Source organism: Paraburkholderia sp. 31.1 (assembly GCF_014397645.1).
In the GTDB taxonomy this organism is placed as follows: Bacteria; Pseudomonadota; Gammaproteobacteria; order Burkholderiales; family Burkholderiaceae; genus Paraburkholderia; species Paraburkholderia tuberum.
In genome coordinates this window covers 45,564-67,618 of record NZ_VZQN01000003.1, presented here as the reverse complement: position 1 = coordinate 67,618, position 22,055 = coordinate 45,564, and the positions used below count along the sequence as shown (strand labels likewise).

The window sequence follows — 22,055 nt, the reverse complement described above, 5'->3', positions numbered from 1 at the left end:
CACCGACGGAGGTTTTCCATGGGCGCAGTCCCGAGCTACGAGTTCGCCCGCCAACTCGACGACGCGATCCTCCCCGATCTGTGGCGCAGGCGCACCCGGCTCTCAGCGGACGAAATGGTGTCGATGGTCGAACTGGTCAAGCGCGCGTTGCGGACCTACCACCCGCTCGAATTGCAGGCGCTCGGCGAGGACAAGGAAGAACTGGTCGCTCAGTTCATCTACGCGAAGGTGTTGCGCCTCGCGCCCGGCCACACCGAAACGAACGCGCGCGCCGACAGCGCACCGTCCAATAGCTACGCGGTATGCGCGTATTTCCGCCGCTATCTGATCGACTGCCTGCGCAGCGCGTGCCATCAGCGCAATGTGTCGATGGAGACCGAGGGCGTCGCGCAGGAAATCGATCTGCACGCGCACGCGCTCGAAGACCCGGTGGAAAGCGTGCTGCTGCAATACGGCCTCGACGAACAGCGCGTGCGGCGCGCGGCACGCGAGTTCATCGAAGGGCTCGACGAACCCGAGCGGATCGTGCTGGCCGGCAGCCTCGGCTGGTGCTCGGAAGGCAAAGGCGGGCTTTCGGCGGTCGCGGCTCGGCATCGGGTGCCCTCTTATCACTATCGCGCCGTCAAACTCGGCGTCACCATGAAAAAGACGGCCGGCGCCGAGGAATTTTCCAACACCAAGCTCGGCCGCTGGCTCACCGACGCGCTCGGCATCGAGATCGACATCGACAATCGCGCGGCGATTCTGGTTGCGCTGAATCTGCTCGCGGCGGAATCGAGCGATAGCGAATTCCATGAAGTGGCCGCGTAATAGTTCGGATAACCAACAGGCCACATAAGAAGCGCGATAAGTGCGCATGCCCGTACGGCCGGTCGTGCCGCCCTGAACCTCGCACGCTACGACTTCGGCGCGCCCTCCACGGCGCGCTTTTTTTGCGCCGATATTCCGCCTACGATAAAAAAGCTCCCGCAGCACGCCGTCTTTGTTCCGAAGTCGAGCTTCCGTTCCCCGCATCCGATCCCAGACGAGGTGGTCCTGATGAACCGCTTATCGAGCGCGCCGACGGCGCTGCAACGGCATTACGAGGTGGTCGTGATCGGCTCGGGCTACGGCGGCGCGATCGCCGCGAGCCGCATGGCGCGCGCGGGCCGTCGCGTGTGCGTGCTCGAGCGCGGCCGCGAATTCATGGCCGGCGAGTATCCGCGCACGCCCGTGCAGGGCATCGAGCAGATCCAGTACAACACGGCCGAGGCGCAGATCGGTTCGCCGCTCGCGCTGCTCGAAGTGCACGTGAACGAAGACGTCAACGCGGTGGTGGGCTGTGGGCTCGGCGGGACGTCTCTGATCAATGCGAACGTCGCGCTCGAGGCCGATCCGCGCCTGTGGGACGACCCGCGCTGGCCGGCCGCGCTGCGCGGCGACCAAGCCGGACGCGACGACGGCTATGCACTCGCCTGGAAAATGCTGTCACCGTCGCCGGTGCCCGACGACTTCCCGCCGCTGCCGAAGCTGCAGGCGCTCGAAAAATCGGCGCAGGCGCTCGGCATGGCCGACCGCTTCAGTCGTCCGCCGATCACGGTCACGTTCAAGGACGGTCCGAACGCGGCGGGCGTCGAGCAGCAGCGCTGCGTCGGTTGCGGCGATTGCAACTCCGGTTGTAACTACGACGCGAAGAATTCGACCCACATGAACTATCTGCCCGACGCGGTCGCCCACGGCGCGCAGATTTTCACCGGCACGGCCGTGCATTCGGTGCTGCGCGATTCCGACACGCAGCAATGGAAGATCAACTTCCAGCTCGTGAAGCTCGGCCGCGAAAGCTACGACGCGCCCGATCTGTTCGTGCTGGCCGATATCGTCATCGTCGCGGCGGGCACGATCGGCTCGACCGCGCTGCTGCTGCGCTCGCGCGACGCGGGCTTGAGCATGTCGGAGATGCTCGGCCAGCATTTCACCGGCAACGGCGACGTGCTCGCCTTCGCATACAACACCAGCGACACGATCAACGGCGTCGGCTGGGGCGAGCACAAGCCGGGGCAGATTCCGCCGGTCGGGCCGACCATCACCGGCCTGATCGACAATCGCGCCGACGAGAAAAACGTCAGGGACGGCTATGTGATCGAGGAAGGCTCGCTGGCCGGTGCGGTCGGCGAGGCGCTCGTCGGCATGCTCGGCGCGGTCGCGCCGCTGGAAGGCGTGGATGCGGCTGGGGCCCCGTCGCTGCTCGAGCGCATGAGTTATGACGCGCGTGCGCTCGAAAGCCTGATCCGCGGCCCGTACCACGGTGCGCTGAATCACACGCAAAGCTACCTCGTGATGGCGCACGACGACGAAAGCGGCCGCATCACGGTCGGCGACAAAGGCCGTGCGCGCATCGAATGGAAAAACGCGGGACGCCAGCCGATCTTCCAGAGCATCGAGAACGTGCTGATCGAGGCGAGCAAACCGCTCGGCGGCAAATATCTGCGCAACCCGATTTCGACGAAGATCGCCGGCCGGCGCACCGTCACCGTGCATCCGCTCGGCGGCTGCGGCATGGGCGAGGACGCCGCGCATGGCGTGGTCGATCATCTGGGCCGCGTGTTCAGCGGCACGGTCGGCGTCGCGGTGCACGACGGCCTCTACGTGATGGACGGCGCGGTGATGCCGATGTCGCTCGGCGTCAATCCGCTCCTGACCATCTCCGCGCTCGCAGAGCGCAATTGCGCGCTGCTGGCCAAAGCGCACGACTGGTCGATCGACTACATGTCGAAGGGCACCGCCGCCGCGCCGCCCGCACAGAAGATCGGCCTGCGCTTCACCGAGACGATGGTCGGCACCTACACGCCCAGCGTGGCGGGCGAAGCCGCGAAGAGCCCGATCGAATTCACGCTGACGGTCGAGTCCGACGATCTCGCCGACATGCTGAGCAACCCGAATCACCTCGCGCGCACCGCCGGCACACTGACCTGCCCCGCCCTGTCCGCCCAACCGATGACGATCAGCGACGGCACCTTCAACCTGTTCGTCGTCGACGAATCCGACGTCGACGAACGCAACATGAACTACCGGATGACGCTCGACGCGGTCGAAGGCAACACCTGGTATCTGACCGGCAAGAAGATCATCACGCGCACGTCGCCGATCAACCTGTGGGAGCAGACCAACACGCTGTACGCGGAGATTCGCGCCGCGGCGCAGAACGATGCGCCCGTCGTCGGCACCGCGACGCTGATCATCACGCCCGAAAACTTCCTGAAGCAGCAACGCACGCTCGAAGTCACACACGCGCCCGACCTGAAGACGCGCCTCGAATGGACGCTGAAGTTCGGCAAGTTCTTCGCGGGCGTGCTGTTCACCGAATACGGCGGCGTGGCCGCGCCGCTGCAGTTCTACGATCCGTACATACCGCCGCGCGCGAAACGCACGCTGCGCGCGCCGGCGCCGCAGGTCACGTACTTCGACACTCCCGACCGCACGCGGCTCAAGCTCACGCGCTACTGCGATCCGGCCGCGGGCAAAGCCGCGAAGCCGATCCTGCTGATCCACGGCTCGGGCGTATCGAGCCGCATCTTCTCGACCGATCTGATATCGACCAACCTCGTCGAATATCTGTACGCGTCGGGCTACGACGTGTGGCTCGTCGATCTGCGCGTCAGCATCGAACTGCCGAGCGTGCTCATGCCGACCAACGTCGACAAAGTCGCGCGCGAGGACATTCCCGCCGCCGTCGCGAAGATTCGCGAAGTGACCGGCGCGCCGGACATTCAGGTACTCGGCCACTGCCTGGGCGGCCTCGCGCTCAGCATGTCGCTTCTCCATGGGCTCGACGGCGTGCGCTCGGCGGTGATTTCGCAGGTGTCCGCGCATCCGGTGCCGGGCACGTTGCAACGGATCAAGGCCGGCTTGCATATTCCCGACCTGATGCAGCATCTGCGCATACGCGACCTCACCGCCTATACGCAGGAAGATTCGTGGCCCGCGAACCTGTTCGACGAAGCGCTGCGTCTCTACCCGCTCGATCACGGCGAGGGCTGCGGCAATCCGATCTGTCATCGCGCGACGTTCCTGTATGGCCTGCTCTACGAGCACGACAAGCTGAACGAGGCGCTGCATGCGAACCTGCAGGAACTGTTCGGCATTCACGACATGGCCGTGTTCCAGCATCTGGCCACGATGGTGCGCGCGGGCCAGGTCGTCGATGCGCGCGGCGACGACGTGTATCTGACCGGCGCGGACGGCATGAAAGGACTCGAGGGCATGCGTTTGCCGATCGGCTTCATTCACGGCGAGAAGAACGAAACCTATCTGCCGGTCAGCACCGCGCGCACTTACGAGCTGCTGCGCAAGCGCTTCCCCGAGCAGCCGTACGAGCGGCATCTGATCCCGGGGTATGGGCATATCGACTGCATCTTCGGCAAGAACGCGGCGGTCGATGTTTATCCGTTGATCGTCGGCTATCTGAATGCGCATTGACACGGCTGCATTGCCGATGCGCCACGCATTCGGACAATATAGCCAAGCATAAATCAAGAGATTTTATAGAAGCCGGCGTGTCGCAATATTGCGTGGATTCGTTCGACCATTATCTCAAAATCACGAGGCGCGATTAATACGTTAGTATCGACCCTCTTGTAAAGGCGAGGCGCAAAGTTCAGGGCTACACGCTTATGGATGGATCGAGGTAACGACAATTGGCGACACTTGCCCGTAGACTTTGCAAGCTGTTTCTTTTTTTGGCTTTGTTTTTGTTATCGGTGCGGTATGTCCACACGTACCCATCACCCATGACGCTGGAGCAGCAGCATATATTGATCGAAATCTCCGATAAGCTCGAAGTGGCCGATTATGAACTGCTTTACATCGGCGCAATGACGGCCATAGATCTGATTGTGGCGATCGTTCTTTATGTGCTGATCGTGAAAATATGGCGGACTTGCACGCGAGGGAGAGGTCGTTGATTTGCTTCTCATCGAAACTCAGAACAGCTTGCCCGGATTCAAAATGCCGTTCGGATCGAGCGCACGCTTGATCGCGACCATCGCCGCAAGCTCGGCCGGTGAGCGCGAAATCGGCAGGAACTCGCGCTTCAGCGAACCGATGCCATGTTCCGCCGACACCGACCCGCGCAACGGCCTCAGCATCTCGTAGACGAACGCATAGACCGCGTGATGTTCGACGCCCGGAATCGAATGACCATCCACGGTCAGATGCAGATTCGAATCGCCGATATGCCCGAAAAAATACGATTGGTTGCCGGGCCAGCGCTGATCGAGCGCCGCGCGGCAACGGTCGACGAACGTGCCGATCTCGCCGATCGGCAGACTCACGTCGAAGTTGATCGGATCGAGCTTGAGCGGAAACTCCGCGGTGCACTCGCGGATCGCCCATAGCGCGCGCGCATCGGCGACCGATTGCGCGATCACCGCGTCGCGCAGCGCGCCCGCTTGCAGCGCATCGGTCAGCGCCTGGGCGAAACGTTCCCCAGCGTCGTCGGCATCGAAGCCCGCGTGTTCGATCAGCGCATAGAGCGGATGCGCGGCGTCGAACGGCGAGCGCGCGCCGGTCGGCTTCACGCCGAAATCGTAGAAGTCCGGCCACATGATCTCGAACGCGCCGATGTCGTTGCCGAAGCGCGTCGCGAGACGGCGCAGCAGGCTCACCGCGGCATCGTAATCGTCGAGCGCGACGAGCGCCGTATGGCGCGCCGCACGTCGCGGATGCAGCCGCAGCACCGCGCGCGTGATCACGCCGAGCGTGCCCTCCGAACCGATGAACCAGTGCTTCAGGTCATAGCCGGTGTTGTTCTTGACCATCTTGCCGAGCGAACTGAGCACGTCGCCATTGGCGAGTACCACTTCGAGCCCGAGCACCTGGTCGCGCGCGGTGCCGGACTGGATCACGCGATTGCCGCCCGCGTTGGTCGCGAGATTGCCGCCGATCTGGCATGAGCCGCGCGCGCCGAGGTCGAGCGCGAGTTCGAAGCCCGCGGCTTCGGCGGCTTCCTGCGCGGCCTGTAACGTGGTGCCGGCACGTACGGTCAGCGTGGCCGACGCCGCGTCGAGCTCTTCGACGCCGCTCAGGCGTTCCAGCGACAACGCGATATCGTTGGCGCGCGCGATCGCGCCGCCCGCGAGTCCGGTCATACCGCCTTGCGGTACCACCGGCTGATGCGCGGCGTGGCAGATCGCGAGCGCACGCGATACTTCGTCGGTCGTGCGCGGCATCAGCAGCGCCGCCGGACGCGTCGGCTCGTGGCGCGTCCAGTCCGTCAGCGCGCGTTCGCCGATCTGCTCGCCGACGCGCACCGCGTCGACGCCGAGCGCGGCGCGCAAGGCCTCGAGCGTCGTCGCGAGCGGTGCGGTTGCGGTTGCGGTTGCGGTCTGGGTCGTCTTGTCGTCGGTGATGCTCGGTTCTGTCATGCAGGTGGTCCTTACTGTGCGGTAGCGGCGAGTTTCTTGCGGTAGCCCATCGAATCGTTGATGCGGCCGAGGATATAGTCGCCCGCGGCGACCGGCTGATATTTGCTTTGCGCGTCGCTTGCGCCGAGCTCACGCGGATCGACGAGCGCGCCGTAGGTCGGATCGTAGAACGTCGCGATCGAATAGCGCTCGCGCCCCGATGCATTGATCACGCGATGCAGCGTCGAGCGGAAGCGGTCGTTGGTCCAGCGCGCGAGCAGATCGCCGACGTTCACGACGAAGCTGCCTTCGACGGGCGGCGCCTCGACCCACGTATCGTTGGCGATTTCGCGCACCTGCAGGCCGCCCACCTGATCCTGCCACAGCAATGTGATGCAGCCGTAGTCGGTGTGCGGCGCGACGCCGAACTGATCTTCGTCCGACTGTGGCGGCTGCGGCGGATAGTAGACCATTTGCGTGCGCTGCATGCGCTTCGTGTAGCGCGGCGCGAAAAAATTTTCTTCGATGCCGAGACTCACCGCGACCGCACGCAGCAGATCGGCCCCGCACGCGCCGACCGCCTCGTAATAGTCATACAGCACCGGCCGCAACCCGGGCATGAAGTCCGGCCAATTGTTCGGCCCGCGTAGTGCCTGGCCCGCCAGCACGTCGGGATCGTCTTCCGGCAGTTCGAGGCCGATGCTGAAGAACTCCTTGTAATCGGGCCGCTTCGCCTGATACATCGTCGCGTCGCCAAGCGCATTGAAGCCGCGATGCCGATGATTGACCGCCGCGCGTCGTTTCGTGCCGACCGGAAACGCGAAGAAAGTGCGCGCGGCCTGCGCGGCGGCATCGATCTTCGCTTGCGGCACGCCGTGATTGACGATGTAGAAAAAACCGATCGTCGTACACGCTTCATGAATTTCCTTCGCGACGCGTCGGAGCGCCTGCTGATCGCCCGCGCGCACGCCGGCGACATCGATGATCGGAATGCGGGTCACGGCCATCGCGCGGCTCCTTCGAGGATCGGTATTGCAGTGGTATATACCGCCAAAAGCAGCGCCGCAAGTTGCTTCGCACGCCTCGAGATCAGGGCTTTTCTCTACTCAAGCGAGCATTTATTTTTCGCCGGAAACGCGGTATATACTGCCCAGCGAGGCCCGCATCGCGCCGCCGGCGCGGCGGGTCTGGAACGAACACTTCGACACGCCGGCGACCCAACACCAATTCGCCCCCGGAGCACCCCATGCGTATCCTTGCAGGCTGGAAATGTCGTCTGGTCATGCTGGCGCTGTGCGCGGCAAGCGTCACCGCGCACGCCGAAGACCAGCTCGCCAAAGTGAAGAAAGCCGGCGAACTGGTGGTCGGCACCGAAATGCAGTTCGCGCCATTCGACTTTCTCGAGAACGGTCAGCAAGCCGGCTTCAACAAGGAACTGTTCGCGCAGATCGGCAAGGAAATCGGCGTCAAGGTGCGCTTCATCGATCTGCCGTGGCCGAGCGTGCTGCCCGGTCTCGAAGCGGGCAAATTCGATATGGTCGGTGGCCCGCTGACGGTCACGAAGGCGCGCATGGAACGCTACACGTACACGCTGCCCGTCGCCGATGCGACCGACGCGCTGCTCAAGCGCGCGAACGATGCGTCGATCAAGCAATCGTCGGATATCGCGGGCAAGACGGTCGGCGCGGGCAAAGGCACCGCGCAGCTGGACCAGCTGAAGAGCTACGCGGCCACGCTGCCGAAGCAGCCTGAAATCCGCGAGTACGTCGACAACAATCAGGCTTACGCGGACCTCGCGGCGGGCCGCATCGCCGCGGCAGCGAACTCGATGACCAACATCGCATATGTCGCGAAGCAGCGCCCCGAGATGTTCGCGGTCGTGCAGCCGCCGTTCGGCGCGAAGGTGTACTTCGCGTATGCATTGCGTAAGGACGCCGACAGCAAACCGCTCGCCGACGCGTTCAACGCAGCGCTCGTGAAGATGCAGAAGGATGGCCGCCTCGCCGCGTTGCAGAAAAAGTGGTTCGGTGTCGCGATGGAGATGCCGTCCACGATGCCCACGCCGAACTACTGAGCGTCTTCAACGTGGGCGTCCCACAACGTGCAATAGTTTCGCCGTAGCGCGGCGCGCGTCGCCCTTCCCCTTCCATCGGCCGCGACCCATGTTCAACACGACCGTCTTCGTTCAGGGCCTGCCGCTGCTGCTGCATGCGGCGCTCGCCACCGTCGGCATTTCGCTGACGGGGCTCGTGATCGGATTCTTCGTCGGCATCGGCGTGTGCACCGCGCGGCTGTCGCGGCATCGCGCCGCGCGCCTCGCGGGCGGCGCCTACGTGTTCTTCTTTCGCGGCGTGCCGATGCTCGTGCAGTTGCTGCTCGTGTACTACCTGTTGCCGTTCGCCGGCATCAACGTGTCGCCGATCGTCGCCGCGATCAGCACGGTGTCGCTGTGCTCCGCGTCGTATATCGCCGAAATTCTGCGCGGCGGTTTTCTGAGCATTCCGCCCGGACATCTCGAAGCCGCGCGCATGCTCGGGCTTTCCCCGCTCGATACGCTGCGGCGCATTCTGGTGCCGCAAGCATTCCGTTTGACGCTGCCGTCGCTCGTCAACGAAATGGTGCTGCTGATCAAGGCTTCTTCGCTGATCTCGGTGGTCGGCGTCGCCGAGTTGACGCGCACCGCGCAGAACATCGCCGCGAGCACTTACCGGCCGCTCGAAGCTTATGTCGCGGCCGGGCTCATCTACTTCGTGATCTGCGGTTCGCTCGCGCTCGTCGCGCATGCGGCCGAACACCGTTTGCAGCACGCCTGAATCGACTCACGTTTAAGCGAACCTCGCCATGCAAACGTTCGACCCGACCGTCATTACGCACAACCTGCAGCCGATCGCCGCCGGCCTCGCGACGACGCTCGCCAGTTGGGCCGCGGGCGTCGCAATCGGTCTCGCGATCGGCTTTCTGATCGCGGTGCTGCAACTGTTCTGCGGACGCTGGCTGCGCGCCATGTTGCGTGTCTACATCGAGTTGCTGCGCGGCACGCCGTTTCTCGTGCAGCTGTTTCTGCTGTACTACGCTGGCCCGTCCATCGGCATCACGCTCGAACCGATGACGGCCGGCATCGTCGGCCTCGGTCTCTACGGCAGCGCGTATTTCGCCGAGGCGTTCCGCTCCGGCTTCCAGTCGGTGCCCAAAGGCCATCTCGAAGCGGCGGCGTGTCTCGGACTCACGCGCTGGCAGGCGATTCTGCGCATCCAGGCGCCGCAGATGATGGTGCTGATCGTGCCCGCGCTGACCAATCTGATCATCGTGTTGAGCAAGGAAACGGCAGTGCTGTCGATCGTCACGGTGCCCGAACTGACGTTCGTGCTGACCGGCATCGGCTCGGCCACCTTCGCTTTCGTCGAAACCCTGCTGGTGCTGTGCGTGTGCTATCTCGCTCTAGTCGAGCTGACCTCGCGCGCGGGCATGTGGGCCGAAGCCCGCCTCGCACGCTTCATGGCATGATTCCGGAACACCTATGAACGCCATCGCCGACATGTCCTCCCCCGCGCAATCTTCCGCGCCGTCCGCCAGCGCAACGGCGAACGCATCGAATGTCGCGCCGCTGATCGAGGTGCGCGATCTGCGCAAACGCTTCGGCGATGTCGAGGTGCTGCGCGGCGTCGATCTCGAGATCGCGCGCTCGGAAGTGGTCTGCGTCATCGGGCCGTCGGGCTCGGGCAAGAGCACGCTGCTGCGCTGCCTCGCCGCGCTCGAAACCTACGATCACGGCGACGTGCGCATCGAAGGCGAGCTGCTCGGCTATACCGAGCGCAACGGCAAACGCGTGCGCGCCTCGCAGGGCGAGATCAACCGCGTGCGCCGCAACGTCGGCATGGTGTTCCAGCAGTTCAACCTGTGGCCGCACATGACCGCGCTCGGCAACGTGATGGAGGCGCTGCTGCGCGTGCGGCGCCTTTCGCACGACGAAGCGCGCCGCCGCGCGAGCGCGATGCTGGAGACGGTCGGCCTCTCGCACAAGGGCGACGCGTATCCGGCGAAACTGTCGGGCGGTCAACAGCAACGCGTCGCGATTGCGCGCGCACTCGCGATGGAGCCGCACATCATGTTGTTCGACGAACCGACCTCGGCGCTCGATCCGGAGCTGGTCGGCGAGGTGCTGCAGGTGATGAAGCAGCTCGCGCGCGACGGCATGACGATGGCCGTGGTCACGCACGAAATGGGCTTTGCCGCGCAGGTCGCCGACAAGGTCGTGTTCATCGATCAAGGCCGCATCGCCGTGCAGGGCAAACCGCGCGACGTGTTTCACGATGCCGCGCAGCCGCGTCTGCGGCAATTTCTGCAAAACTACTTCGACCGCAATGCGTTCTGGACGCGCGGCCCCGACGACACCCCGCCCCTATGAGCGCCACCGTTCGCAACAAGCCTCATGGCAAATCGTCCGCCAGCGCGGCCAGCGCCGCGGCCAAAATCGCGCGCGGCAGCGGCGAAGCGCCGGCCGCGCGCTACGAGCAGGTCAAACAGCACATTCGCCAGATCATCGGCTCGGGCGAACGCCAGGCGGGCGACCGTCTGCCTTCGGAGCTCGACCTCGTCGCGACGCTCGGCGTCTCGCGCATGACGGTCAACCGCGCGCTGCGCGAACTCGCCGACGCGGGGCTCGTCACGCGCCTATCGGGCGTCGGTACTTTCGTCGCGCCGAACAAGCCGCAGTCCACGCTATTGATGATCGCCCATATCGGCGACGAGATCCGCTCGCGCGGCCACGCTTATCGCTGCGATATGGTGCTGTTGCAGCGCGAGACCGCCTCGGTCACGGTGTCGAACGCCTTGGGGCTGGCGCCGGGCGCTTCGGTGTTTCATGTGATCTGCGTGCATCGCGAGAACGGTCTGCCGGTGCAACTCGAAGACCGCTATGTGAATCCGGCCGTCGCGCCGGATTTTCTGCAGCACGATTTCTCGGCGCTGAAGCCGTCCGAGTATCTGCTGACGGTCGTGCCGATGCACGATCTCGAACACGTGGTCGACGCGGCGCTGCCGACGCCTGCCGAAGCAGCGCTGCTCGAAATTCACGCCGAAGAGCCGTGCCTGACGCTGACGCGCCGCACATGGACGGGCGGCGTCGCCGTGACGTTCGCGCGTTTCGTGCATCCGGGTTCGCGCTACCGGCTCGGCTGCCGCTTTTCGCCGAATACCTCGCAGCGCCAGGGATAACGCGCGCTTCAGAAACCGTACTAGACGGTCCCCGCCAGATGAAAACGCGACGCCGGATGCCATAGCCGCACCGACGTCGCGACGTTCTCGCCGACCCACGTGCGCCGCCACAGCAGCAGACACGGCTCGCCGATATCCATCATCAGATGACGCCGCACATGGGCGTCGGGCTTTTGCGCGTAGATGCGAAACTCGGCGCGCTGCACGGGCGCGAGCCGCACCATGTAGTGATTCGGCGTTTCGACCGAGAAGTCCTGCTGCAGATATTCAGGGAACACCTTCGGATTGACGAAGCGGTCCTCGTACTGGATCGGCTCGCCCTCCTCGCTGTGCACGATGCACGAATGAAACGCGGGACCGTTCGCGAGACCGAGCGCTTCGAGCGCGTCGGCGTCGTCGCTCGGTTCGAGCGTCAGCACGCGCGCCGAATGACGATGACCGCGCGCGGCGATTTCATCGGCGATATTGCGGATCTCCAGCACCGTCGATTCATACCGCTGCGGCGCGACGAAGGTGCCCGAGCCTTGCACGCGCGTGAGCACGCGCTCGGCGGTCAGCTCGCGCAGCGCGCGCGACACCGTCATGCGCGCGACGCCGAACTCCTTGACCAGTTCCGTTTCGGAAGGGATCAGCCCGCCCGGCTTCCATGCGCCTTCGCTGATGCGCTGAAGCACGTAGCGTTTGATCTGCTCGTAGGCGGGCATCGCCTTGACCGGCGTGTCGCGATCGCGATCGCGTTCGGCGGAAAGCTGTTTCTGCTCGGCCTGTGCGGCGGGCGCTATACGCGCCTGTGTCGTTGTTTTCACTCCAAACCTCATCGGTGGTTCGCCGGTGGTACATGAGGTACACCGTGGCCGGTTCTCCGACGGCCGGGCCCAATCTTACCCGGTTCGACGGTGGGGAGACGGCTGGAACGCGCTACCAGATAAACGGCACGAAACGGTAACGCACACGAGCCATGTATTGGGTGTAGCCGTCGAGCTGCCCGGCGAGCAGCCGCTCCTCGCGCACCGCGCGCCAGCCCATCCCGTACCCCATCACGGGCAGCGCCACGAGCCCCCACCACGAGCCGAGCATCAGCGGCGTGCCGACGAAGAACACCAGCGCGGCCGCGTACATCGGATGACGGACGTACGCGTAGGGCCCGGTGTCGGCGACCTTGTGCCCGCGGCTCGACTGAATCTTGACCACCGGTGCGGCATAGCTGTTCGCGCGAAACACGAACCGGCACGTGAAGATGCACAGGAACACGCACAACGCGCCGAGGCCCATGAGCCACGACGGCAGCGGCGCGGACCAGCGAAACCGCATCGCGTCGAAACCCATCAGGATCAGCCAGCCGCACCACGCGGCCCCGATCGCGGCCATGAACACACGATCCCAGCGGCTCTGCTGCGCCTGCACGAACGGCGCGAGCCGCTCCGCGAGCAGCGCGGGATCATGACGCGCGAGCCACAAGCCGAGCCACAGGCTCAATACCGCCAGCTCGAACAGATACCACCACGCGGCCGGCCACGCGAGCGTGCCGGCCGCGCCGAACAGCAGCACGCCCATGAAAACCAGCCACGCCAGCGATTGCAGGATCAGACGTGCGACCATCGCGGCTCCCTTGAGCGGTCGGCTCATGCGGCCTCATCGCGCGTGCGCACGCGCTCGAACACGTCGGCGATATCGATGTCCTCCAGATTCAAGCCGAAACGCTCACGCAGACAGTCGGCGAGTTCGGCGGCGCTCGCGAGGCGCCGTTCGTTGACGATCCGCCCTCGTGCGTCGCGCTCGTTGAACTGATCGTTGAATAGCGCCAGGTGCAGTTCGGGCAACACGCGGCACGCCAGCAGGTTATGAACGAACTTCGAATCCGGTGACGTCGACGTGTACCAGTTCGAGGTTTCGTAGTCGATCCACTCGACTGCGCGCAGATCGACGTGATAAACGCGGGTCCAACTCTCGTCCGGCGCCAGCACCTCGAGATAGACGGTGTCGCGCCCCGCGTCGGCGAGACGGAACGTGCCGAGCGGAATCGGCTGCGCGAGGCCGGCGGTCAGCCGCAGCGGCGCGGTCAGCGTCACGGCGCCGAAGCCGACGTCGGCGGTCCATGCGTCGCCGTCGATATCGACGCGCAGCACCATATGCGTGCGCGGCGCAATCGTGCCGGGGTCGCGGCCCCACACGACGCGCGCAAGCATCGGCGTGACCCGGAAGCCGAGTTGCATCAGCACGTTCGCGAACAGAATGTTCTGCTCGAAGCAGTAGCCACCGCGCTTTTCGGTCACGAGCTTGCGTTCCACGGCTTCGAGCTCGAGCCTGACGGGCCGGCGCGTCAACGGGTTCAGGTTCTCGAACGGGATCGCGGCGGGATGGAGCCGGTGAATCGCCCGCAGCACGTCGAGCGTGGCGGCGCGCGGGCCCTGATAGCCGATCCGGGCGAAGTAGTTTTCCAGATTGATGGTGTGGGACATCGGCGGAATTCCGGTTGGGTTGCGGGTTCGACGCGGTCATAGCGGCTTTCGGCGCTGACTCGACCGCGCGCGGGACGAAGCGAAAACGCGCCTACAAGCCCTTCAACGCCGACGTCGCGATCGACGGCACCGTGATGCCGTGGCTCGATGCGAACTGCACGGCCGAGCCCAGCGTCGACATCAGCGACTGCAACTGCCCCGGCGCCGATTGCGCGATATACGAAGCGCTTTGCGCGGTCTGCGGATTGAGGCCCGATTGCAGCAGCGACGACGGACTCATCTGACCGAGGCTGCCGAGCCCCGACTGCAAGCTCGAATACTGGCTCACACCCTTGCCGAGCGACGACAGACCCTGCGTGAACGCTTCCTTGTTGACCGGCGTCGCAGACGCGCCGCCACTTGCATGATTCGCGAACGCATCGGTCAGCTTCTGCGACAGCGACTGCTGGGTGCTGCCGACCTGCGTCAACTGACTGACCGACGGCGTGCCGCCGCTGAGCAGCCCCGCCGCCTGCTGCGCCTGGCCGGCGGCACTCGTCATGCCCATCGCCGACGCGAGGCTCGACTGTCCGCTCAGCACCTGCTGGTTCGCGCCAACGTAACTCTGCAGCAACTGCGACACGCCGCCCGACGACGCCCCGGCACCCGCCGCGCTATCGCCGCCCCCGCCGATGCCGAACTGCTTCAGATTCAACTGCGCGTGCGCTGTGCCGCCCAGCAACAGACCACCACTCACCAGCAACGAAACCAGAAGAATGCGCTTGCCCATCTCTACCTCCTTACTTTGACTTTCGGGGTGACTCGTGCGCTTCGACACCTCGCCGTTTCGCACGTTCGGCCTGACTACATCAATACGTTTTCATTACGCGCCAATGAATATCTGTTTACGTCCTCATAAAGTTTAGACGCAGTCCGTAAATCCGGGAATTACATGCCAGTAATATTGTTGCGAATCGTTCTCATTTGTGTTGACTGCCGCAATACGCCTGCGTACGATCACGCCATCAGCCGCTTTGGCAGCCTGGGACAACACGCGATGTCGCGCCAGGCAGTCGCAGATTGATCACATCGATCGAAACAACACTCATAAGGATTTCGATGAAGTTCGCCCAACTCAATGGATCGCGTGCCAATGCGCGTCCGCTTTGCGACGCTTGCGCAGGTCCCGGCGCAACTCATCGTACGCGTTTGCCTTCGATGCGGCGCGTCGCACTGTGCACGGCCTTCGCGTGTGCCTCGTTGAGCGGCCACGCGGCGCTGGCCGAAGCCAATCCCGATGCGAACCCGGAAGCGCCCGAGGCCGACCTGAACATTCAGGCGACGCAAACCGACCAGTGGACGGGCCTCTGGAACCGCCAGCAATTGCTCGGCGACATGGGCGGCCTGCGTCCGTGGCTCGGCAAGTACGGCATGACCTTCACGCTGACCGAAACCAGCGAAGTGCTGGCCAATCTGCGCGGCGGTCTCGCGCGCGGCGTCGACTACGACGGCCTGACCACCGCGACCTTGCAGATGGATACGCAAAAGGCGTTCGGCCTGCCGGGCGGCCTCTTCAACGTCAGCGCACTGCAAATTCACGGCGCGAACCTGAGCGCGAACAAGCTCGGCACGTTGAATACCGCGAGCGGCATCGAGGCCGACGACGCGACGCGTCTGTGGGAGCTCTGGTATCAGCAGTCGTTCCTGAACAAACGCGTGGACGTGAAGATCGGTCAGCAGAGTCTCGACCAGGAATTCATCACGAGCACGTATGCGGCCCTGTTCCTCAACACGATGTTCGGCTGGCCCGCGCTGCCCTCGTACGACATGCCGTCGGGCGGTCCCGCCTATCCGCTCGCGGGTCTCGGCGTGCGCGTGCGCGGCCAGATCACCCCTTCGTTGACCGCGCTTGCCGGCGTGTATTCGGGCGACCCGCTCGGCAACGACCCGGACAACATGAGCGGCACGAACTTCAACCTGCATAACGGCGCGTTGTGGATCGGCGAGTTGCAGTACTCGATCAACCAGCCGGCCGAAGGCGAAATGGTCGGCATGGGCGGCGGCGGTCTGCCGGGCACCTACAAGCTCGGCGTCTGGTACAACACCAACAAGTTCGCCGATCAGCGCTACGACAACATGGGGCTGTCGCTCGCGAATCCGGCGTCGACCGGCATTCCCGCGAATCACAGCGGCAACTACAGCTTCTATGCGGTCGCCGATCAGATGGTGTGGCGCCCCGACTCCGACGAACCACGCAGTCTCGGCGTGTTCGCGCGCGTGATGGGCGCGCCGGGCGACCGCAACCTCGTGCAAGTCGCGGCCAACCTCGGCGTCGTGCTGAAGGCGCCGTTCAAGGGCCGTGACAACGACAGCGCCGGTCTCGCGCTGACCTACATCAAGGTCGGCAGTCACGTGAACGGACTCGACAAGGACTTCCTGGCATTCAACGGCAGCCCCTACGGCGTGCGCACCAGCGAAACCACGCTCGAGGCGACCTACCAGTACCAGGTCAATCCGTGGTGGCAGTTGCAGGCCGACGCGCAATACACGTTCAACGCCGGTGCGGGCCAGAACCCGAACGACCCGACGCAGCCGCTGCGCAACACCTTCGTCGTCGGCATGCGGACCAATATCAACTTCTGACGCCGCCCGCCGCGCGCTTTCATCCTCGCAAGCACATGCCACCCCACGCAACCGGACCAGCACTTCCCATGCTTTCTATCGTCACCGCCACTCCCGCTTTGTGCACCCGTACGGAGGCCCAATCGTGAATCAACTCACGCGCAAGCTTGCGGCGCGCGCCGCGCGAGCCCTGCTCGCCGCGATGGCCGGCGCCGCCGCTCTCACGACGGCCGCCAGCGCGCAGGCCGAGCCGCAAGGCTTCCTTGAAACGATCAAGCATCACACGACGCTGATCAACACCGTGCCGGATAACGGCGACCAGAATCCGTACGCGCTCGTGGTCGCGCCGGTCAGCGCGGGCACCGTGAAGAAAGGCGACGTGCTGGTCGGCAACTTCAACAACTCGACGAACCTGCAGGGCACCGGCAGCACGATCATCGACTATCACCCGGACACCAGACAGATGACGGTGTTCGCGACCGTGCCGCGCAATCTGAAGGAATGCCCGGGCGGCATCGGCCTGTCGACCGCGATGACGATGCTGAAGTCGGGCTGGGTGATCGTCGGCAGCACGCCGAGCAACGACGGCACGACCGGCACCAAGGGCGCTGGCTGCCTGATCGTGATCGACCCGCAAGGCAAGATCGCGTCGACGATCTCGACGCCGAACATCAACGATCCGTGGGGCAACATGGCGGTCGTCGACAACGGCACGAGCGCAACGCTGTTCGTCAGCAACGCGGGCTTCGGCGTCGGCGACGCGCAAGGCAATCCGCCCGTGTTCAAGCAGGCCACCGTGCTGCGCCTCGACCTCGACGTGCCGGCAGGCAAGCCGCCCGTCGTGAAGCAGGAAACCGTGATCGGCAGCGGCTTCGGCGCGCAGGCCGACAAGGGCGTGTTCCTCGTCGGGCCGACCGGCCTCGCGCTGTCGGCCGATCAGAAGCTGCTGTACGTGTCCGACGCGATCGGCAACCGCATCACCGAGATCGACGATCCGCTCACGCGCGACAGCAGCGCGGGTGTCGGCCGCCAGTTGACCGCCGACGGCCTGCTGCATCGTCCGCTCGCGATGGTCACCGCGCCCAATGGCCACCTGCTGGTGACCAACGCGTTGAACGGCCAGGTCGTCGAGATCGATCCGGCGACCGGCAAGCAGCTGTACGCACGCTGGATCGATACCGACAAGGCGCAATCGCCCCCCGGCAACGGCGACCTGTTCGGTATCGCGATGACGCCGGAAGGCGACGGCTTCTACTACGTCGAAGACGACGTGAACACACTGGTGCTCGCGAAGTAGGCGGCACCCAGGTTTCAGGAAGGTGAACTGACCATGACAAACGATCACCCCCCACGGCCGTCACGGCGCGGCTTCCTCAAGGCGGGGGGCGCGGCGGTCGCCGCCGGCGCGAGTCTCGGCGCAGGCCTCGCGACCTCGCCGCCCGCGCTCGCGAAAGCGCCCGCGCATAGTGCCCAGAACGCCGATCCGCAGTTCGCGGCCGAGCCGTTCTACGGTCCGCATCAAGGCGGCATCGTCACGCCGCAGCAGAGCCACACCTACGTCGCCGCGCTCGATCTGACCACCGACAAGCGCGACGACGTAATCGCCCTGTTGCGCACGTGGACCGAAGCAGCCGCGCGCCTGACGCAAGGCGGCACGGCCTTCGCGCTGGCCGCCGGCGACGGCGGCGGCGACCAGGCCGCCCCCGATTCCGGCGACGTGCTGGGCCTCGGCCCGAACGGTCTAACGATCACGTTCGGCTTCGGCCCCGGCCTCTTCACGAAGGACGGCAAGGACCGCTACGGGCTTGCGTCGCGCCGCCCCGCCGCGCTCGTCGATTTGCCGCGCTTCAACGGCGATCAGCTGATCAAGGAGAAGACCGGCGGCGACCTGTTCATCCAGGCGTGCGCGAACGACGCGCAGGTTGCGTTTCACGCGATACGCCAACTGACGCGCCGTGCCTACGGCGTCGCGGCGATGCGCTGGGGCCAGGCCGGTTTCCTGTCCGGTCCGCGCGCTCAGACGCCGCGCAACCTGATGGGCTTCAAGGACGGCACCAACAATCCGGCGACCGCGAAGCCTGAGCTGATGAACCAGTTCGTGTGGGCTCGCGCCACCGACGACGCGCCGTGGATGGAAGGCGGCACCTACACGGTCGTGCGCCGCATCCGCATCACGCTCGAACACTGGGACAACACCGAGCTCGGTTTCCAGGAACAGGTGTTCGGCCGCCACAAGTACAGCGGCGCGCCGATCGGCAGCAAGCATGAATTCGACGCGGTGGATCTGAAGGCCGAGGACAAGGACGGTAACCCGGTGATCCCCGAGAACTCGCACGTGCGTCTGTCGAATCCGGCGAGCAACAACGGCGCGCAGATTCTGCGCCGCTCGTATTCGTACAACGAAGGCACGAACTTTTATATCGAGCGCTGGCCGCCGTGGCGCCAGGAAACCGAGTACGACGCGGGGCTGATTTTCATCGCGCACCAGAGCGACCCGCGCACCGGCTTCATCCCGATCAACGACCGGCTCGCAAAGTTCGACATGATGAACCAGTTCACGACTCACGTCGGCAGCGCGATTTTCGTCGTGCCGCCGGGCGCGAAGCCGGGTTCGTATGTCGGCGCGGGGCTGTTCGAGACGTGATGCAGCAAATGAAGCACGCCGGGCGCGCAGCACCCGGCTCACTCAACACAATCAAAACGGACTTCTGCAACATGGCTCATTCCTGGTTTGCCACCCGTCTGCGCGCGCTCGGCAGCATGGCCGCGCTGTCGCTCACCGCGCTCGCGACGATGCCGTCGGCGGCTCACTCGGCGTCGATCACGCTGTACAACGCGCAGCACGAGCAGGTCGTCAATCTGCTCGCGAAGGACTTCGAAAAGCAGTCGGGCATCTCGGTGAAAGTGCGCAACGGCGAAGGCCCGGCGCTCGCCGCGCAGATCGTCGCGGAAGGCGCGGCCTCGCCCGCCGACGTGTACTTCACGGAGAACTCGCCGGAGCTGATGCTGCTCGAGGAAAAGGGGCTGCTCGCGAAGGTCGACGAAGCAACGCTCCGCGCGGTGCCGGCACGTTTCAATTCGCCGAGCGGTGTATGGGTCGCCGTGACCGCGCGCGAGAGCGTGCTCGCATACAACACGACGAAGCTGCAGCCATCGCAACTGCCGCAATCGGTGTTCGACCTCGCGAACCCTGAATGGAAAGGCAAGGTCGGCATCGCGCCGAGCGACGCCGACTTCCTGCCTCTCGTGAGCGCGGTGCTGGCCCTGAAGGGTGAAGAGCAGACGCTCGCGTGGCTGAAGGGTCTCAAAGCCAACTCGCAGATCTTCGACGATGACGAAGGCGTGGTCGCCGCGGTCAATCGCGGCGGGGTCGCGACCGGTCTGATCAACAACTACTACTGGTCGCGTCTGCATGCGGAAATCGGCGATGCGAAAACCCGCAGCGCGATCTATCACTTCGGCCACGGCGACGCCGGCGCGCTCGTCAACGTATCGGGCGCGGGCGTGCTGAAGTCCGCGCACAACGCGGACGGCGCGCAGAAGTTTCTCGCCTATCTGGTCAGCGAACGCGCACAGCAGCTGATGGCCAACAGCCACGTGATGTTCGAATATCCGCTGCACGCGGGTGTCGCGCCGGACCCGATCCTCAAGCCGTTTGCCGAACTGACTCCGCCCACGCTGACGATCCAGCAGCTCGGCGACGATAGCCAGGCCGGCAAGCTGCTACGTCAGGCAGGCCTGCTGTAAATGAGCGAAGCACTGTCAGCCGGTCCGCCGGCTGTCCCCCCAGCCCCGGCGCGCGGGCGGACGCGCGCGCCGCGCAGCCTTTTTGCGGCGGCAGCACTCAGCGCTTCGCTGGTGCTGCTGCCGATTGCGTTTACGTTCTGGCGCGCGGCGAGCTTCGGGATCGGCGACGCGCTCGATCTGATCTGGCGGCCGCTCGTCGGCGAGCTGCTCGTCAATACGGTGCTGATCACCGTCACGACTACCCTCGTTTGCGCGGTGATCGGCACGGCCGCCGCGTGGTTCGTCGAGCGCACGCATCTTCCCGGACGGCGCGCGTGGGCCGTGCTATGCGCCGCGCCGCTCGCGATGCCGGCCTTCATTTCGAGCTATGCGTGGGTGTCCTTGAGCGAGGACTTGCAGGACTTCAACGGCGCGTTGCTGGTCTTGACCTGCGCGTATTTTCCGCTCGTCTATCTGCCGGTCGCCGCCGCGCTGCGCGGCATGGACCCGGCACTCGAAGAAAGCGCGCGCGCACTCGGCTGCAACCGCTGGACGAGTTTCGCGCGCGTCGTGCTGCCGCAACTGCGGCCGGCGCTGCTCGGCGGCATGCTGCTCGTCGCGCTCGGCGTGCTATCGGAATTCGGCGCGTTCACGCTGCTGCGCTTTCATACGTTCACCACGCAGATCTACGCGGAATATCGCACCAGCTTCGACGGCGGCGGTGCATCGCTGCTCGCGTGTCTGCTGATCGTGATCTGCCTCGTCGTGCTTGCGTTCGAGTTTCGCGTGCGCGGTGCAGCGCGCTATGAGCGCGTCGATCGCGGCACGCGCCGCGCGGTGTTGCGCTACGAGCTCGGCGGGTGGCGCTGGCTCGTCGTCGCGGGCTTTGCGCTGCTGACGCTTGCGACGCTCGGCGTACCGCTCGGCATGATCGGCTTCTGGCTCACGCAGCCGGGCGCGGCCGCCGTGACGCCCGCCGACGTATCGCCCGAACTGCTGTGGAACGCGACGTGTTCGTCGCTGGGTTTCGGCCTCGCGGCCGCCGCGCTGACCACGTTGCTCGTGGTGCCGCTCGCGTTTCTGCTGGTGCGTTATCCGACGCGTTTCGCGACGCTGTTCGAGCGCACCGTGTTTCTCGCGCAGGGCGTGCCGGGGCTCGTGATTGCGCTCGCGATCGTCTCGCTCGCCGTGCATGCGCTGCAGCCGCTCTATCAAAGCGCGACGCTGCTGATCGTCGCCTACGCGATCCTGTTCATGCCGGTCGCGCTCGTCAGCGTGCGCGCGGCATTCATGCAGGCGCAGCCGCGCCTCGAGGAAACCGCGCGCGCGCTCGGCCTTGACTGGACGCAGACGCTCGTGCGCGTCGTGCTGCCGCTCGCGGGCCCCGGGCTCGGCGCTGCCGCTGCGATGGTGTTCATCTCGGTCGTCACCGAACTGAACGCGACGCTGCTGCTGTCGCCGCTCGACACGCAAACGCTGGCGACCCAGGTGTGGGCCGACACGTCGACGATGGCGTTCGCCGCGGCCGCGCCGTATGCGGCGCTGCTGACCGGCATCTCGCTGTGCGCGTCGGGGCTGCTGTTCGCGCTGCTCGGCCGCTCGGCGCTGCTCGGCGAGCGCGGCTGACACGCGCCGGCTTTTTCATCGCTGCTTTTGTTCGACTACTTCGGATTTT

The 22,055-nt window shown here is 65.2% G+C and carries 19 protein-coding genes; 13 read left to right on the top strand and 6 right to left on the bottom strand.

Annotated features, from left to right (window positions below; translation table 11 throughout):
- The first annotated feature begins 18 nt into the window (after positions 1-18).
- The 3 genes from F6X37_RS02575 to F6X37_RS02565 all read left to right on the top strand — a co-directional run bounded on the left by F6X37_RS02575 (position 19) and on the right by F6X37_RS02565 (position 4,940).
- On the top strand, positions 19-810 hold the full coding sequence (locus F6X37_RS02575) for a hypothetical protein (RefSeq protein WP_187610202.1): 792 nt from the start codon (positions 19-21) through the stop codon (positions 808-810).
- 228 nt (positions 811-1,038) lie between these two features.
- Entirely contained in the window at positions 1,039-4,455 is a 3,417-nt protein-coding gene (locus F6X37_RS02570; RefSeq protein ID WP_187610201.1) for an alpha/beta fold hydrolase, read from the top strand.
- Positions 4,456-4,766: 311 nt separating this feature from the next.
- Complete coding sequence (locus F6X37_RS02565) at positions 4,767-4,940, top strand: hypothetical protein (RefSeq protein WP_262419779.1); 174 nt, start codon at positions 4,767-4,769, stop codon at positions 4,938-4,940.
- An 18-nt stretch (positions 4,941-4,958) separates the two neighbouring features.
- Here the strand turns inward: F6X37_RS02565 and F6X37_RS02560 are convergent, their stop codons facing one another.
- Positions 4,959-6,401, bottom strand: coding sequence for an FAD-binding oxidoreductase (locus tag F6X37_RS02560; RefSeq protein ID WP_187610199.1), 1,443 nt, complete (start codon positions 6,399-6,401; stop codon positions 4,959-4,961).
- Between the two features lie 11 nt (positions 6,402-6,412).
- Complete coding sequence (locus F6X37_RS02555) at positions 6,413-7,387, bottom strand: isopenicillin N synthase family dioxygenase (RefSeq protein ID WP_187610198.1); 975 nt, start codon at positions 7,385-7,387, stop codon at positions 6,413-6,415.
- Between the two features lie 239 nt (positions 7,388-7,626).
- On the opposite strand from F6X37_RS02555, the gene F6X37_RS02550 reads away from it, so the two are divergent.
- The 5 genes from F6X37_RS02550 to hutC (F6X37_RS02530) all read left to right on the top strand — a co-directional run bounded on the left by F6X37_RS02550 (position 7,627) and on the right by hutC (F6X37_RS02530) (position 11,594).
- Positions 7,627-8,454 (top strand): transporter substrate-binding domain-containing protein, encoded by an 828-nt coding sequence (locus F6X37_RS02550; RefSeq protein ID WP_187610197.1) that lies wholly within the window; start codon positions 7,627-7,629, stop codon positions 8,452-8,454.
- A gap of 88 nt (positions 8,455-8,542) precedes the next feature.
- Positions 8,543-9,193: an amino acid ABC transporter permease gene (locus F6X37_RS02545; RefSeq protein WP_187610196.1), complete on the top strand. Its 651-nt coding sequence runs from the start codon at positions 8,543-8,545 to the stop codon at positions 9,191-9,193.
- A gap of 28 nt (positions 9,194-9,221) precedes the next feature.
- A complete protein-coding gene (locus F6X37_RS02540; RefSeq protein ID WP_187610195.1) occupies positions 9,222-9,884 on the top strand; it encodes an amino acid ABC transporter permease in 663 nt (220 codons plus the stop codon).
- A gap of 13 nt (positions 9,885-9,897) precedes the next feature.
- Positions 9,898-10,785, top strand: a complete 888-nt coding sequence (locus F6X37_RS02535) for an amino acid ABC transporter ATP-binding protein (RefSeq protein WP_316251928.1) — start codon at positions 9,898-9,900, stop codon at positions 10,783-10,785.
- Positions 10,782-11,594 (top strand): histidine utilization repressor, encoded by an 813-nt coding sequence (gene hutC / locus F6X37_RS02530; protein WP_187610194.1) that lies wholly within the window; start codon positions 10,782-10,784, stop codon positions 11,592-11,594. Before F6X37_RS02535 ends, hutC (F6X37_RS02530) begins: the two co-directional genes overlap by 4 nt.
- A gap of 20 nt (positions 11,595-11,614) precedes the next feature.
- Here hutC (F6X37_RS02530) and hutC (F6X37_RS02525) read toward each other — a convergent pair whose 3' ends face one another.
- The 4 genes from hutC (F6X37_RS02525) to F6X37_RS02510 all read right to left on the bottom strand — a co-directional run bounded on the left by hutC (F6X37_RS02525) (position 11,615) and on the right by F6X37_RS02510 (position 14,822).
- Positions 11,615-12,400, bottom strand: a complete 786-nt coding sequence (gene hutC, locus F6X37_RS02525; protein ID WP_187610193.1) for a histidine utilization repressor — start codon at positions 12,398-12,400, stop codon at positions 11,615-11,617.
- A gap of 112 nt (positions 12,401-12,512) precedes the next feature.
- Positions 12,513-13,193 carry a methyltransferase family protein gene (locus F6X37_RS02520; RefSeq protein WP_090810077.1) on the bottom strand — a complete coding sequence of 227 codons (681 nt, stop codon included), beginning with the start codon at positions 13,191-13,193 and terminating at the stop codon, positions 12,513-12,515.
- A gap of 23 nt (positions 13,194-13,216) precedes the next feature.
- Positions 13,217-14,053 carry an arylamine N-acetyltransferase family protein gene (locus F6X37_RS02515; protein ID WP_187610192.1) on the bottom strand — a complete coding sequence of 279 codons (837 nt, stop codon included), beginning with the start codon at positions 14,051-14,053 and terminating at the stop codon, positions 13,217-13,219.
- 91 nt (positions 14,054-14,144) lie between these two features.
- A complete protein-coding gene (locus F6X37_RS02510; RefSeq protein WP_187610191.1) occupies positions 14,145-14,822 on the bottom strand; it encodes a hypothetical protein in 678 nt (225 codons plus the stop codon).
- 329 nt (positions 14,823-15,151) lie between these two features.
- Here F6X37_RS02510 and F6X37_RS02505 point away from each other — a divergent pair, with 329 nt between their 5' ends.
- From F6X37_RS02505 to F6X37_RS02485, 5 genes are all read left to right on the top strand, one after another.
- Complete coding sequence (locus F6X37_RS02505; RefSeq protein ID WP_187610190.1) at positions 15,152-16,675, top strand: carbohydrate porin; 1,524 nt, start codon at positions 15,152-15,154, stop codon at positions 16,673-16,675.
- A gap of 181 nt (positions 16,676-16,856) precedes the next feature.
- Entirely contained in the window at positions 16,857-17,951 is a 1,095-nt protein-coding gene (locus F6X37_RS02500; protein ID WP_222944741.1) for a hypothetical protein, read from the top strand.
- A gap of 33 nt (positions 17,952-17,984) precedes the next feature.
- Complete coding sequence (gene efeB / locus F6X37_RS02495; protein WP_187610188.1) at positions 17,985-19,298, top strand: iron uptake transporter deferrochelatase/peroxidase subunit; 1,314 nt, start codon at positions 17,985-17,987, stop codon at positions 19,296-19,298.
- 71 nt (positions 19,299-19,369) lie between these two features.
- Positions 19,370-20,401: an iron ABC transporter substrate-binding protein gene (locus tag F6X37_RS02490; protein ID WP_187610187.1), complete on the top strand. Its 1,032-nt coding sequence runs from the start codon at positions 19,370-19,372 to the stop codon at positions 20,399-20,401.
- Positions 20,402-22,006 (top strand): ABC transporter permease, encoded by a 1,605-nt coding sequence (locus F6X37_RS02485; protein WP_090806137.1) that lies wholly within the window; start codon positions 20,402-20,404, stop codon positions 22,004-22,006.
- The last annotated feature ends 49 nt before the right edge of the window (positions 22,007-22,055 follow it).